The following is a 12,125-nucleotide window of genomic DNA, read 5'->3' as shown; positions in this document are numbered from 1 at the left end:
GTGCTCCTTTACGTTGCAGAGACAGGGGCGGGCCGTCTCCCCGATGGCGATATCCAGAGGGTATCGGTTGATGGGTTGAGCGAGTAGAACAAAATTGCCTCGGAATTCACCCTATAAATAGGGTGATCCCGGAAACGTTCCATTTGACGCTTCACCCCTGCGGTTGGTAGACACACACCAATCCCCTATCAGGCGCCTTCCACTCAGGCTCCCCGCCGAACCTCGTCAAGTACCTGGCACGTCCGGCAGATCCGCCCGCACGGCTCACCGCACCGCTCGCAGACCCGGAGCCCTTCGCCGGTAACCCTCTCCGGCTCCCGGAGGGCCTCGCCCAGGTTCACAAGCGAGTACTTCGTCGCCGGGTGGCGGTAGGTGTAGTCGTCGAGGATGCCGCGGACGTCTCCCCGGAGAGCGTCGCCCGCGTAGGGGCAGCCCGCAAGGTCGAACCCCTCGACGTGGAGGAAGGCATACAGCGCCACCTCACGCTCCGGGATGTACATGAACGGCTTGATCCGGGGAACCATCCCCTCAACCTCCCGCATGGGGCGGGTGAGCCGGTCGGCATCACCCCGGAGAGCGTTCATCAGGACCGACTGGGCCTCGTCGTCCAGGTTGAACCCGTAGGCGAACTTCGTGACCCCATGCTCGCGAGCGATCCGGTTCATCAGCGCCCGGCGGAGGACGCCGCAGTAGGAGCAGGAGAGCCGGGTTCCCCTTCTTTTTACGATCTCATCGAGCGTGATCCTGTACTCGTCGACGAATGTTGCCGTCACCCAGGGGACGCCCATGTTCTCCGCGATCTCGCGGGCCTGGTTCGGGTCACGGTAGCCGGATATCCCCTCGTCCACCGTGATCGCCATCAGCCGAACGTCACGGCGCTCGCCGAGGAGCCGGTGGAGGAAGAAGAGGACGGCGCTCGAATCCTTCCCCCCCGAGAGCGCCACCGCCACCGTATCTCCGGGCCTGATCCAGCGGTGCTCCCGGATCGCCCGCTTCGCCTTCGCCTCGAAATCCCGGTTGAAGTGCTGCTCGCAGAGGTGCAGCCCGGAGTATCGCTGGAAAAGAATCGCGTCGCGGTGGCACTTGCTGCACTTCATGTTTTCTCGATCATCCTTTTATCACCGCGCTACATAAATGGTGTAGAAGATGCCTGTTCCTGCAGAATACGTGCGATCCCTGCACGCCTACGAACTCCGGATCCTGCTCGCCCTCGAACGTCTCATGCGCCGGTACCGGTGGGTGCCGCTCGAGGTGCTCAAGTCGTCCACAAGGTTCTCGGAGTCCGAGCTCTCCTATCGTCTGGGCAGGCTGATGGCCATGGATATGGTCAGGTACGAGAAGACCCCCTACGAGGGTTATGCGCTCGTCTTCAACGGCTACGACACCCTGGCCCTCCACACCCTCACCCGCCGGGGCACCGTCCAGGCGCTCGGGACGCTGATCGGCGTCGGGAAGGAGTCGGAGGTCTACGAGGCGATGGGGCTCGGGGTCGTCGTGCTGAAGTTCCACCGGGTCGGGCAGCGGTCGTTCCAGTCCGCCCGCGTGAAGCGCGGCTACATGCCGGAGACCGGGCACTGCCCCTGGATCTTCGCCTCCAGCAACTCGGCGAAGATGGAGTACGACGCGTTGAAGACCCTCCACCCCGCCGTCTCGGTTCCGCTCCCGATCGACCAGAACCGGCACGTCGTGGCGATGTCGTTTGTCCCCGGCGTCAACCTCTCGCGGGCCGACCTCGCAGAGCCCCGGCCGGTCCTCGATGCGATCCTCGAGAACCTCCATGAGGCTTATCGCCTCGGCATCATCCACGGCGACCTGAGCGAGTTCAACGTCATGGTCGACGATGAGCAGTGCTGGCTGATCGACTGGCCGCAGTGGGTGGAGACCGCCCACCCGAACGCCGATGAGATCCTGGCACGCGACATCGAGAACATCCTCCAGTACTTCAAACGGAAATACGGCATCGAATACGCCTTCGACGAAGCACTGGCAAGGGTGGTGGGGTGAAGGTCTTCGGGATCGACATCATCAAAGGCTCAGTCCGTTCCCGTACCCGACGACCGGTCTACGCTCTCGCCCGGGTGGAGGACGGGGAGGTCCTGGGCGTCGAGGAGGTGACCGGGTTCCGGCTCCAGCGCCTCCTCGCCGCCGAAGAGCCCGATATCCTCGCGGTGGACAGCCTCCAGGAGATCGCCGCCGACCAGCGCGAACTCCACGCCTTCCTCCAGTCGCTCCCCCCCGCAACGAAACTCGTCCAGGTGACCGGCGGCGAGCGCACAGAGAGCCTCGGGAAGGTCGCCGCCCGCTACAACATCAGTTTCAACAAGTTCGACCCCAACGCCGAGGCGCGGACCACCGCCCGGGTGGCCGCGCTCGGGGCGGGCGTCGAGGTGATCGCGTTCGAGAACACCACCGACATCACGGTGAGCCGGCACCGCTCGCCGGGCCGGGGCGGGTGGAGCCAGAACCGTTACGCGAGGAAGATCCACGGCGGCGTGCTGCAGACGGCCCGGGAGATCGAGGGGCGGCTCCGGGGCGCCGGCCTCGACTACGAGAAGAAGGAGACGAAGGCCTTCGGCGGCTACTCAAGGGTCGCGTTCCGGGTCAGGGCCCCCCGGGAAATGGTGCCGGTTCACTCAACCCGGGGCGCCGACGTCCAGGTGCGGGTGGCAGGAAGGCAACTCGACCGGATACGGTTCGAACCCCTCTCCGGCCGCCCCCGCTACCTGATCGTCGGGCTCGACCCGGGGACGACCACCGGGATCGCCGCCGTGGACCTCGACGGGAACCTGGTTCTCCTCTCGAGCTCGCGGCAGATGACGATGTCCGATATCGTCGAAGAACTCTATCGTGCGGGAAAACCGCTCATTGTCGCCTCCGACGTCCGCGAGATGCCCTACTCGGTCGAGAAGATCCGGCGGGCGTTCAACGCCATCCCCTACACCCCGAAGCAGTCGCTCTCGGTGGAGGCGAAGTATGACCTGACCGCGCCGTTCTCCTACACCAACGACCACGAGCGCGACGCCCTCTCTGCGGCGCTGGACGCTTACCGGAGTCTCCAGAACAAGTTCCGCAACATCGCAAAGAGGGTGGGGCCGGGCTACGACCTCGACGAGGTCCGGGCGCGGGTGCTCCGGGGCCAGCCGCTCGATACCGTTCTTGCAGACCTGAAGGGAGCTCCGGCGGCAAAGAAGGAAGAGGCACCGGCGGCGGAGGCCGAACCGGAGCGGACGGTCGAGGACGAGCGGGTGATGGCGCTCGACGGGATGGTGAAGCGGCTCCGGAGTTACGTCCAGGAACTCCAGGAAGAACTCCGGGAGCGCGACCGGGAGGGGGAGCGCCTGCGAGCGGCCGTACGCCGGGCGCGATCCGCGACGGAGCGCAAGATCCGCCGGGACGCGGAGCTGGCGGCGAAGGACGCGACGATCGAGAGCCTGCGCGAGCAACTCCGGGGCGAGCGGCGGCGGTCCCGGCAGCTGAAGAAGCGCCTGGAGAGGATGCAGAAGGTCGCGAAACTCGAGATATCGGAGGACTACACCCCGCTCAAGGTGCTCGACTCCCTCACCCGCGAAGCGGTGCGGGCTCTCCAGGAGGGGATCGGCATCGCCGGAGGAGACGTCCTCTACGTCCCGCGAACGCACGGCTGGGGGCGCGGCGTGGTGAAGGACCTTGCCGGGACAGGCGTCCGGGCGCTGATCGCCGGGGGGGAGCCGCCCGACCCGAACCTCGTCCGGATCGCACGGGAGGGCGATCTTCCCCTCCTCCGGGAAGAGGCTGTCCGGCCGGATATCCGCGGCAGGACCGGGGCGGCGCTCTCCCGCGCCCTCGATGAAGCGATCGCCGAATGGGAGGAGGAGCAGAAAGAGTTCCGGCGCGAGCAGGAGGCCGAGCGCCTCGAGTATCTCTTCAAGGAGTACCGGAGCGAGCGAGAGAAGGAGGTGCGCCGCGGTGGATGAGCGAGGCCTGCACCGGCTGATCGGGACGATCATCGGCCCGGAGCGACTCAGTGACGACTGCGCCGTCATCCCCTGCGGCGACCGCCTCATGGTCGCGAGCACCGATATGCTCCACGAGACGACCGATTTTCCGGCCGGAATGACCGACTGGCAGATCGGCTGGATGACGACGGCAGTCACCCTCTCGGACATCGCGAGCATGGGCGCGGCGCCGGGAGAGGTGCTCCTCGCGGTCGGCCTCGATAAACCGGAACGCCTCAGGGGCATCATGGAGGGCGCCCGGGACTGCTGCACCGCGTTCGGCGCCGAACTCGTGGGCGGCGATCTCGATGCTCACCGGGAGCTGACGATCGTGAGCACGGGACTTGGGCTCGTCGCCCCCGAGCACCTCGTCCGGAGGCGGGGGGCGCGGCCGGGGGACGTCATCGCCGTCACCGGGCCGCTCGGGGAGGCCGAGGCCGCTCTCGCCGGCCACGACCGGCACCGAAAGGAACTCCTCGAACCGCAGCCCCGGGTCAGGGAGGGGCAGGCGCTCGGCCGGGCCGGGGTCTCGGCGATGATGGACATCTCCGACGGTCTCATTCTCTCGCTCCACGACCTCCTCGCCGTGAACGACTGCGGGTTCTCTATCGATACCGCCCGCCTCCCGCTCCCGGCAGGCGTCCCGGAGGAGGAGGGGCGGGAACTCGCGCTCTACGGCGGGGGGGACTTCGAACTCCTCTTTACCGCTCCCGCCGGTATCCTTCCGGTTCCGGGGGTTACTGCACACGTCATCGGGGAGGTCGTAGCAGAGCGAACTGTCCTCGCGGACGGAAAGCCGCTCGAACGCCGGGGATACCTGCACGAGTGGAGCGGGTAGTGCCCGCGGTATCCAGTATCTCCAGGCCAACGGTTGACCCCATGAGAAGCCATGGGTTTCAAGGCACGATGCTCCTACGGAGCAGGGTTGGAGCGTCGAAGGCGCGACTCGCGAAAAACACGAAATTCAGCGCACGTTATAGGTGACCGCTCCCCTTCGCACCTGACGGTGCTCGAACTCCTTTCCCTTCGGGAAAGTCGGTCTTCTCATCCTCCGGTTCTTACGCACCATCGCGCTCCGAACCGTCGCACTTCGCGGCTTCGCGCTCTTCGCGTGAGCAGATTGGAAGACGATAGCGAGGTCTCACGCGAAGCCGCGAAGAACGCGAAGGGAGGAGTGAAGTCAGGCCGCCGCCCTTACCCCCATCCGCCGCCACTCCCACAGTATATACGCGAGGGCGAGCACCGCAAAGAGGAATATGACCCCCTCGGTCACGAGAATCCCGTGCGTCTGCACGAGGTAGACGGCGGCGGCGTCCACTGCGGCGTGCCAGAGGACGGCAAGGGCGAGGAGCGCTTTTTTGCCGTAGACGACGGCAGCAAGCACCATCAGCGACCAGGCGATGTGCAGGGTGATCGTCATCATCCGCTCGGCAAGCCCGGGGAGGATATCGAGCGGCGTGAGGGCACGGAGAGCGTCGACCTGCACCTGGACGGCAGGGTCGTCGGGCAGGGGGATCGCTCCCCCGTCGCCGGTGAGAAGGATGTAGGAGGCCATGCCCGCAAGCACGACCAGCGCGACGATCATGCTCTCGACGCCGCCCCACCCGGTCCCGAAGAGGAGGCCGTTCTCCCGGGTGAGGGGGATCTCCCGGCGCCGGAAGAGATAGCGGTAGACGAGGTAGCGGCCGACCTCCTCGAAGAGCCCGGCCATGAGGCCGAGGTAGAGGGCGAGGACCGCGAGGGCTGCGGTTGTCCCGAACGGCAGGAGGGCGGAGTAGAGTGGGTTCTGCGTCAAGATGACGAACGGCGCGTGGAAGACCTGCACGACGATGAAGAAGAGGGCGCCGAGCCCGAAGACCCGCCATGAAAGGCCAAATTTTTTGACGATCCAGTAGCCAAGCGCGAGCGGAACGAGGATCTCAAGCAGGGCGACGACGGCGAACGTGGCGACAACGAGCGGATCCATCGGAGAGAATACTTCTGCTGATTATATAATAACCGCCGGTGAATAACTGTGCAGTTACCCTGACTCCCATGACCATACAGTATCCGGAGGGGAGAGACGCTCCCGGCGGTGCAGGCCGGTTTTCGAACAACTTCGACTTCCTGCGGTTCGCGGCGGCGGCGCTGATCGTCTTTGCGCACGCCTACGCCCTCAGGCTCGGCTACGTCGGGATAGAGAACAACGACCCGATCATGCTCGTGGCACAGGCAGGGCTCGCCGCTCTCCTCGTCACCAGCGGCTACCTGATCACGATGAGCTGGGAGTCGACCGCATCGGCGCTCCGGTTCGCCTGGAAACGGCTCCTCCGGGTTATCCCGGCCCTCGTCGTCGCGATCCTCATCACGCTCTTCGTCGTCGGCCCGCTGCTGACGTCGCTTCCCCCGGAGGAGTACTTCGCCGCCCTCTTATCTCCGGCAGCACTCTTTACCGCTCCCTACTTTGAAGACGGATCGGTGATAGGTCTCTTCCAGGGCAACCCGTGGTCCTACGTCAACGGGTCGCTCTGGACGATACCCGTCGAGGTTTTCATGTACGGGGTCGTCGCGCTCCTCGGGACCGCCGGGCTCCTGCACCGGTGGGGGGCCATCCCCGCCCTCGCCGCCGTAAACGCCCTGGCCTGGATGTACTGGTTCGACGATCCCCGGATGGCGAAAGTCCGGTTCACCCTCTACTTCCTGATCGGGGCCTACCTCTATATCCACCGGGAGCGGATCGCCTACCGGCCGGTCATCGCCGGGGCGCTGCTGCTGGTCCTCGGCGCGTCTGCCCTGACCCCGTACCTGACCGTCGCCGGGGTGATCGCCATCCCCTACCTCACCATCTACGCCGCGCACCTCCCGATCCCGTACCTGGGCGCCTTCGGGAGAGCGGGGGACTTCTCCTACGGCATCTACATCTACCACTACCCGGTGCAGCAGGCGCTGATCCAGATCACGGCGAACGCGCTCCTCCTCCCGGCGCTCTTCGGGCTCTCATTTGCCGTGACGTTTGCCCTCGCGTTCCTCTCCTGGCACATCGTCGAGAAGCGGGCTCTCGCGGCAAAGAACCTCGGCGCTGAGGACCTGCGACAGAGACTCAGGCGCCCGTTCCTCCCGGAGTCCCTCACTGCGTGGTGGATTGCCTGGAAGTGATGGCGGACGCGAGAACCTCTTCGAGGATCTCGACCGCATCTTTGACGTAGCAGGGGCAGAGCGTCCGGGTGAGGTTCTCGTCGCGCGCCCGGGCAAACCCTTCGCCGGTCGAGAGATCGCAGCCGAGGAGTTCAGTGCAGGAGACGCTGCCGTTCTTCTCGACAAAACGCGTGGCGAACCTTCGGGTGAGGTCGTAGGTCAGGTCCTTCGCTTCCTTCTCGCCGGGACCGGTACCCCCGAACAGGAGCCCGAGGGTGATGACCCCGCCCGAGACTGCGCCGCACATGCCCCCGGTACGTCCCACCCCGGCACCGAACCCGGTGACCGCACTGAGGATGACTTCTTCAGGCACCCCGACATCGTCCGCAAAGACCGAGCCGACCGCCTGTGCACAGTTGTAGCCCCGCATGAAGCGGGAGACCGCTTCGTCCGCTCTGTTAGCCATATGATTCGGAGATTGCGCGCCGGGGTTCTTCAAGCTTCCGCGGTGCTCTCCGGTGCCGGAATAGTTTAAGAACCCGCCCGAGAAAGTAGACGTATTCCGGGAATCCATTCCCGGGCAGGGACTAACCATGAAAAGAACTGCACTGATCATCGCCCTGATCGTCGCCCTGGTTCCGGCGGCGGTCGGGGCCGAGGCCACCTACCACGGCGTATCGACGGGAGGCATCGTCAACGACGTTGCGATAACCGCCGACGGGAGGTATATGGTCGCGGGGACGGGCGGCGGGGAGATCGCCTGCCTGCACCGGGACGGCACCGTCGCATGGAACGTGAGCGCGCCGGGTACGGTGACCGCGATTGCCGTCGCCGGTTCCGGGGACTACGTCGCCGCCGGAACCGTGGGGGGCGACGTGCTCCTCTTCGACGGCAACGGCGGCCGCTACTGGACGGAGAGCGTCGCGGGATCCGTTCACGACCTTGCTCTCGCAGGTGACGGCCGGTCGCTCGCGGTGGCGGGCGATCGCATCGTCCTCTTCACCAACCTCGGGAAGGAGGAGTGGACCCGGGCCGTGCAGCCGGGCACCCGCTCCGGAGAGACCCCGCCGCACGTCACGTCCGTTGCGTTCACCGACGACGGTAAATTCGTCGTTGCCGGGAGCAGCAACGGGGCTATCCTCTTCATGAACCGGGCGGGAAACCTGATCTGGGAGGGGCTCGCCCGGGGGGCCGTCACCGCGGTCGATGCCTCCCGTGACGGGTCGGTCGTCGCCGCCGGAGGGCAGGATCGTGCCCTCCAGGTCTACGGCCGGGCCGGCGGGCTCCCCTGGGCGCTCCCCACCGGAGCGCCGATCCTCGCGCTCGCTCTTTCCGGTGACGGGCGGTTCGTGGTCATCGGCAAGGAGGGCGGCGACGTGGAGTGCTACCGGCCGAACGACGCCCCCCTCTGGACGAACCGGACGGGAAGCACCGTCCTTGCCGTGGACGTCTCCCGGCGGGGCGAGGCGGTCGCGGCCGGGAACGCAGGCGGGATCGTGCACCTCTGGAACAACAACGGCAACCCCCGCTGGACGTTTGACGCCGGCGCCCCCGTCAGTGCGGTCGCCCTCTCGGAGAAAGGAGACTACCTCGCAGCGGGCGCGGGTGAGCGGGCCTTCATCTTTCGGACGGCCGACGAGCCGGTGACGGCCGCGGAGGAAGAGACGGGAACCGCCGCGACGGAGCCGACCGAGGCCGGAGGGGCTGGTGTGCTTATCGGGCTCCTCGCCGTTGCTGCCGCGGGCGCTGCAAGCCGTCTCCGGCGGCGGTGAGCCGGCGGGAGCCGAACCCACCCCTCTTTATCCAATCGAAGAAACTGCGCCCCATTCAAACCCCCGGCGACCTCCTACCGCCTCGAAACGGAGAGATTACCGTACAAACGTGAAGTCACAAAACAGAAGAATGGACTCGGCGGGATTTGAACCCGCGGCTTCTACGTTGCGAACGTAGCGATCTACCCCTGATCTACGAGCCCAAGGGTGTGAAATGATATGAGATCAGAGTATGATCTCGATATCTAATTTTTCTGCCAGTTCCTTATATCTGTTCCTGATCGTGACCTCGGTCACGCCCGCAACCTCGGCGACTTCGCGCTGGGTGCGCCGCTCTCCGCCGAGGATCGACGAGATGTAAATGGCGGCCGCAGCGACGCCCGTCGGGCCTCTTCCGCTCGTAAGTTCGCGTTCTCCGGCCTGCCGGAGGATCTCGACCGCCCGGCTCTGGACCTCACCCTTCAGGTTCAGGCCCGAGCAGAAGCGCGGTACGTAGTCGATCGGGGACGTCGGCAGGAGCTTTAACCCGAGCTCGCGCGAGATGAAGCGGTAGGTGCGGCCGATCTCCTTACGGGATACACGGGACACCTCGGCGATCTCGTCGAGCGTCCGGGGGACACTGCACTGCCGGCACGCCGCATACAGCGCGGCCGCGGCAACCCCCTCGATACTCCGGCCGCGGATCAGGTTCTTGTCCACCGCGTCGCGGTAGACGACCGCGGCGGTCTCGCGCACGTTCCGGGGCAGACCGAGCGCGGAGGCCATCCGGTCCAGTTCCGAGAGCGCGAACGCCAGGTTCCGCTCGGTCGCGTTCGAGACGCGGATACGCCGCTGCCACTTCCGGAGCCGGTAGAGCTGGGCGCGGTTCTTGCTCGAGATCGCGCGGCCGTAGGAGTCACGGTTCCGCCAGTCGATCATCGTCGAGAGACCCTTGTCGTGGATCGTGAACGTCATCGGTGCGCCGACACGGGAGCGCTTCATGCGCTGGTCGTGGTCGAATGCACGCCACTCGGGGCCGCGGTCGATGAACTCCTCGTCGAGGACGAGACCGCAGTTCTGGCATACCAGCTCGGCACGCTCGTAGTCGTGGACGAGCTGGCGGCTGCCGCACTCGGGGCAGACGGACTGAACGCTCTCCTCGGTACGCTTCTTCTCCGTCTCCTTGACCTTCTGTTCTCCCCTCTTCTTCAGGGCCTCGCGCTGCAACTGCAGCTGTTTCAGTTTTTCTACTTCAGCCATCGATTATACACCTATCTCGCAAAGATCTTCTCGCCAACCTGCACGGAGCAGCCATTATAGCAGAGGACTGTGGCATACGGCGATGATATATTCCCAAATATATCGACTACCTTCCCAATGGGTTTCAACCGGCGATCCACGGCCTCACCGTAGAGGCGGGGCAACTGTGCAGCATCACATCGCAAGATTAACAAGCGATTGCCGCAAATACTTACAGAACGACCGATTAACCGCAAACTGCAACCTCTAGGGGACACTATACCCGGGCGTATTGAGTAACATATATATATTGACCGGGCAGGTATAAAAACCTTTTGCTAAAATATAAATACAATATCTCACTTCTGAAGAAGCCGTTTTATATCCAGGGAGAGAACCTCCCGGGATTCCGTCTCCGTCAGCCCGGCGCCGAGCGCGACCGCCCGCCGTGCCTCCGCTGACATCAGATCGGACGGAGCGTGCGTATCGGAATCGACCACGAGCCGGCACCCGGCCTCCCGCGCCACCCGGACCACGTGGCCGTTGGTGCGGTTATGCCCCCCGCGCGAGGTGATCTCGAGCGCCACTCCGTGCTCCGCGGCCGCGCGCGCGTCCTCGGCCGCAATGAGTCCGGGATGGCCGAGTACGTCCACGTATTCACATGCGCAGGCAGCGCGGTTGGTTCCCGGGGCGACCGGCTCCATCGTCGTCTCGCCGTGGACCACGACGACGTCGGCGCCGAACCTCTTTGCGTCGCGCGCAAAGGCCGGGATCTGGGACGGCGGGACGTGGGTGAGTTCCACCCCGACGAGCAGGGTCAACCCGTAGCACCGCGCCGACTCCCTGAGACTCTCCCCCGCTTCAACCAGGTGCCGGAGGTTCGAGGCGTCCGCGTGGTCGGTGATCGCAAGCGTCTCGTAGCCGAGCACGGCGGCCCGGCGAACCAGCTCGGTCGGGAGGAGTTCGCCGTCGGAGAGGAGGGTATGGGTGTGCAGGTCGTACATGCGATCACTTCCGGCCGACAAGACCGCTCGCGACCTTCCGGATAAGGTCTTCCTTGCTCCCCTCCCATTCCGCCACGATCCGGCCTTCGCGCTCTGCCCACCGGGCGGGGTGGTGATGCTCTTCCAGGCGGTGGGTGACCTTCATCTTCCGGAGCACTGCCTCGATGGCGGGGAGTTCCGGGGACTTCACGCCGAAGTTTTTAGCAACGCGACGCCCTTCCCGCCGCTTGAGGGTGGCGTCGAAGTAACAGGGGTACAGGATGCGCTCAGCGCTCATTGTTGTAGGTTTGGGTGGTTAACCTATAAACAGATCATGATCACAGTATATACCATGCATCATATCGACGTCCACGTGGAGAAGGACATCTACGACGTCAACAACCGCCTGGCAGACGCCAACGCGGCCCACCTCAAGGACCACGGCATCCGGGCGTTCGATCTCCTCGGCGCCATCGGGTCGGGGAAGACCGCCACGATCGAGCGGCTCGTGCCGCTTATCCGGAAACGGGGTCTCCGCGCCGGCGCCATCGCCGGGGACGTCTACGGCGACGATGACTTCAAGCGGATCGTCGCCCTCGACGTCCCGGCCTACAACGCGAACACCGGGAAGGAGTGTCACCTCGACGCCCACCTCGTCGAGCACGCCATCGACCACCTCCCGCTCGACGAGATCGACGTCCTCTTCATCGAGAACGTCGGCAACATGGTCTGTCCGACCGACTTCCGGCTGGGCGCCGAGAAGAGGATCGTCGTCATCAGCTCGACGGAAGGCGACGACGTGGTGAACAAGCACCCGATGATGTTTCGGAGCAGCAACATCGGCGTCATCAACAAGGTCGACCTCGCCCCCTTCATCGGCTCCGACCTCGACCGGATGGAGGCAGATATGCGCCGCTATAACCCGGAGATGAAGATCTTCCGGACGAACATGAAGACCGGGGAAGGGCTTGAGGCGCTGCTGGACGCTATCCTCGCGTGATCAGCAGAGTTAAATATCCCGGTATCGAATAGTTATAGCACTTTAACGAGAGATTGCTACCCCC

Annotated in this window: 12 protein-coding genes and 1 tRNA gene; 6 read left to right on the top strand and 7 right to left on the bottom strand. The window is 65.1% G+C overall.

Annotated features, from left to right (window positions below; all coding sequences use genetic code 11):
* Positions 1-203 precede the first annotated feature (203 nt).
* The gene (locus FKB36_RS02380; RefSeq protein WP_261596419.1) at positions 204-1,097 is read right to left on the bottom strand and encodes a TIGR00269 family protein; all 894 of its coding nucleotides are present in this window, start codon (positions 1,095-1,097) and stop codon (positions 204-206) included.
* 49 nt (positions 1,098-1,146) lie between these two features.
* Here FKB36_RS02380 and FKB36_RS02375 point away from each other — a divergent pair, with 49 nt between their 5' ends.
* Genes FKB36_RS02375 through thiL form a run of 3 tightly spaced genes read left to right on the top strand, consistent with a single transcriptional unit; the run spans position 1,147 to position 4,812 of the window.
* Entirely contained in the window at positions 1,147-2,004 is an 858-nt protein-coding gene (locus FKB36_RS02375; protein WP_261596418.1) for a serine/threonine-protein kinase RIO2, read from the top strand.
* Positions 2,001-3,953: a DUF460 domain-containing protein gene (locus FKB36_RS02370; RefSeq protein WP_261596417.1), complete on the top strand. Its 1,953-nt coding sequence runs from the start codon at positions 2,001-2,003 to the stop codon at positions 3,951-3,953. The genes FKB36_RS02375 and FKB36_RS02370 overlap by 4 nt, the downstream gene beginning before the upstream one ends.
* A complete protein-coding gene (gene thiL / locus FKB36_RS02365) occupies positions 3,946-4,812 on the top strand; it encodes a thiamine-phosphate kinase (RefSeq protein WP_261596416.1) in 867 nt (288 codons plus the stop codon). The genes FKB36_RS02370 and thiL overlap by 8 nt, the downstream gene beginning before the upstream one ends.
* A 342-nt stretch (positions 4,813-5,154) precedes the next feature.
* Here thiL and FKB36_RS02360 read toward each other — a convergent pair whose 3' ends face one another.
* Complete coding sequence (locus FKB36_RS02360) at positions 5,155-5,940, bottom strand: YhfC family intramembrane metalloprotease (protein ID WP_261596415.1); 786 nt, start codon at positions 5,938-5,940, stop codon at positions 5,155-5,157.
* Between the two features lie 68 nt (positions 5,941-6,008).
* On the opposite strand from FKB36_RS02360, the gene FKB36_RS02355 reads away from it, so the two are divergent.
* Complete coding sequence (locus FKB36_RS02355; protein WP_261596414.1) at positions 6,009-7,109, top strand: acyltransferase family protein; 1,101 nt, start codon at positions 6,009-6,011, stop codon at positions 7,107-7,109.
* Here FKB36_RS02355 and FKB36_RS02350 read toward each other — a convergent pair.
* Positions 7,081-7,554, bottom strand: coding sequence for a C-GCAxxG-C-C family protein (locus FKB36_RS02350; protein WP_261596413.1), 474 nt, complete (start codon positions 7,552-7,554; stop codon positions 7,081-7,083). The two genes, FKB36_RS02355 and FKB36_RS02350, sit on opposite strands and share 29 nt — an antisense overlap.
* A 127-nt stretch (positions 7,555-7,681) precedes the next feature.
* Here FKB36_RS02350 and FKB36_RS02345 point away from each other — a divergent pair, with 127 nt between their 5' ends.
* Complete coding sequence (locus tag FKB36_RS02345) at positions 7,682-8,860, top strand: WD40 repeat domain-containing protein (RefSeq protein WP_261596412.1); 1,179 nt, start codon at positions 7,682-7,684, stop codon at positions 8,858-8,860.
* A gap of 131 nt (positions 8,861-8,991) precedes the next feature.
* Here FKB36_RS02345 and FKB36_RS02340 read toward each other — a convergent pair.
* From FKB36_RS02340 to FKB36_RS02325, 4 genes are all read right to left on the bottom strand, one after another.
* Positions 8,992-9,063, bottom strand: a tRNA-Ala gene (locus FKB36_RS02340).
* A 22-nt stretch (positions 9,064-9,085) separates the two neighbouring features.
* Positions 9,086-10,099 (bottom strand): transcription initiation factor IIB, encoded by a 1,014-nt coding sequence (locus FKB36_RS02335; protein WP_011843316.1) that lies wholly within the window; start codon positions 10,097-10,099, stop codon positions 9,086-9,088.
* 338 nt (positions 10,100-10,437) lie between these two features.
* Positions 10,438-11,082, bottom strand: a complete 645-nt coding sequence (locus FKB36_RS02330) for a histidinol phosphate phosphatase domain-containing protein (protein WP_261596411.1) — start codon at positions 11,080-11,082, stop codon at positions 10,438-10,440.
* Positions 11,083-11,086: 4 nt separating this feature from the next.
* Positions 11,087-11,359, bottom strand: a complete 273-nt coding sequence (locus FKB36_RS02325; protein WP_261596410.1) for a signal recognition particle subunit SRP19/SEC65 family protein — start codon at positions 11,357-11,359, stop codon at positions 11,087-11,089.
* Positions 11,360-11,413: 54 nt separating this feature from the next.
* Between FKB36_RS02325 and hypB the strand changes: the two genes are divergently transcribed.
* Positions 11,414-12,061, top strand: coding sequence for a hydrogenase nickel incorporation protein HypB (hypB, locus tag FKB36_RS02320; RefSeq protein ID WP_261596654.1), 648 nt, complete (start codon positions 11,414-11,416; stop codon positions 12,059-12,061).
* The last annotated feature ends 64 nt before the right edge of the window (positions 12,062-12,125 follow it).

The sequence above is a fragment of the Methanoculleus formosensis genome (assembly GCF_025384765.1).
GTDB lineage: Archaea > Halobacteriota > Methanomicrobia > Methanomicrobiales > Methanoculleaceae > Methanoculleus > Methanoculleus formosensis.
This window is presented reverse-complemented; position numbering and strand designations above follow the sequence as displayed.

What these genes read in the sequence shown, in the direction of transcription:
- FKB36_RS02380 (WP_261596419.1), bottom strand. Translation starts at nt 1,097, where the DNA reads ATGAAGTGCAGCAAGTGCCACCGCGACGCGATTCTTTTCCAGCGATAC.
- FKB36_RS02375 (WP_261596418.1), top strand. Translation starts at nt 1,147, where the DNA reads ATGCCTGTTCCTGCAGAATACGTGCGATCCCTGCACGCCTACGAACTC.
- FKB36_RS02360 (WP_261596415.1), bottom strand. Translation starts at nt 5,940, where the DNA reads ATGGATCCGCTCGTTGTCGCCACGTTCGCCGTCGTCGCCCTGCTTGAG.
- FKB36_RS02355 (WP_261596414.1), top strand. Translation starts at nt 6,009, where the DNA reads ATGACCATACAGTATCCGGAGGGGAGAGACGCTCCCGGCGGTGCAGGC.
- FKB36_RS02350 (WP_261596413.1), bottom strand. Translation starts at nt 7,554, where the DNA reads ATGGCTAACAGAGCGGACGAAGCGGTCTCCCGCTTCATGCGGGGCTAC.
- FKB36_RS02345 (WP_261596412.1), top strand. Translation starts at nt 7,682, where the DNA reads ATGAAAAGAACTGCACTGATCATCGCCCTGATCGTCGCCCTGGTTCCG.
- FKB36_RS02335 (WP_011843316.1), bottom strand. Translation starts at nt 10,099, where the DNA reads ATGGCTGAAGTAGAAAAACTGAAACAGCTGCAGTTGCAGCGCGAGGCC.
- FKB36_RS02330 (WP_261596411.1), bottom strand. Translation starts at nt 11,082, where the DNA reads ATGTACGACCTGCACACCCATACCCTCCTCTCCGACGGCGAACTCCTC.
- FKB36_RS02325 (WP_261596410.1), bottom strand. Translation starts at nt 11,359, where the DNA reads ATGAGCGCTGAGCGCATCCTGTACCCCTGTTACTTCGACGCCACCCTC.
- hypB (WP_261596654.1), top strand. Translation starts at nt 11,414, where the DNA reads ATGCATCATATCGACGTCCACGTGGAGAAGGACATCTACGACGTCAAC.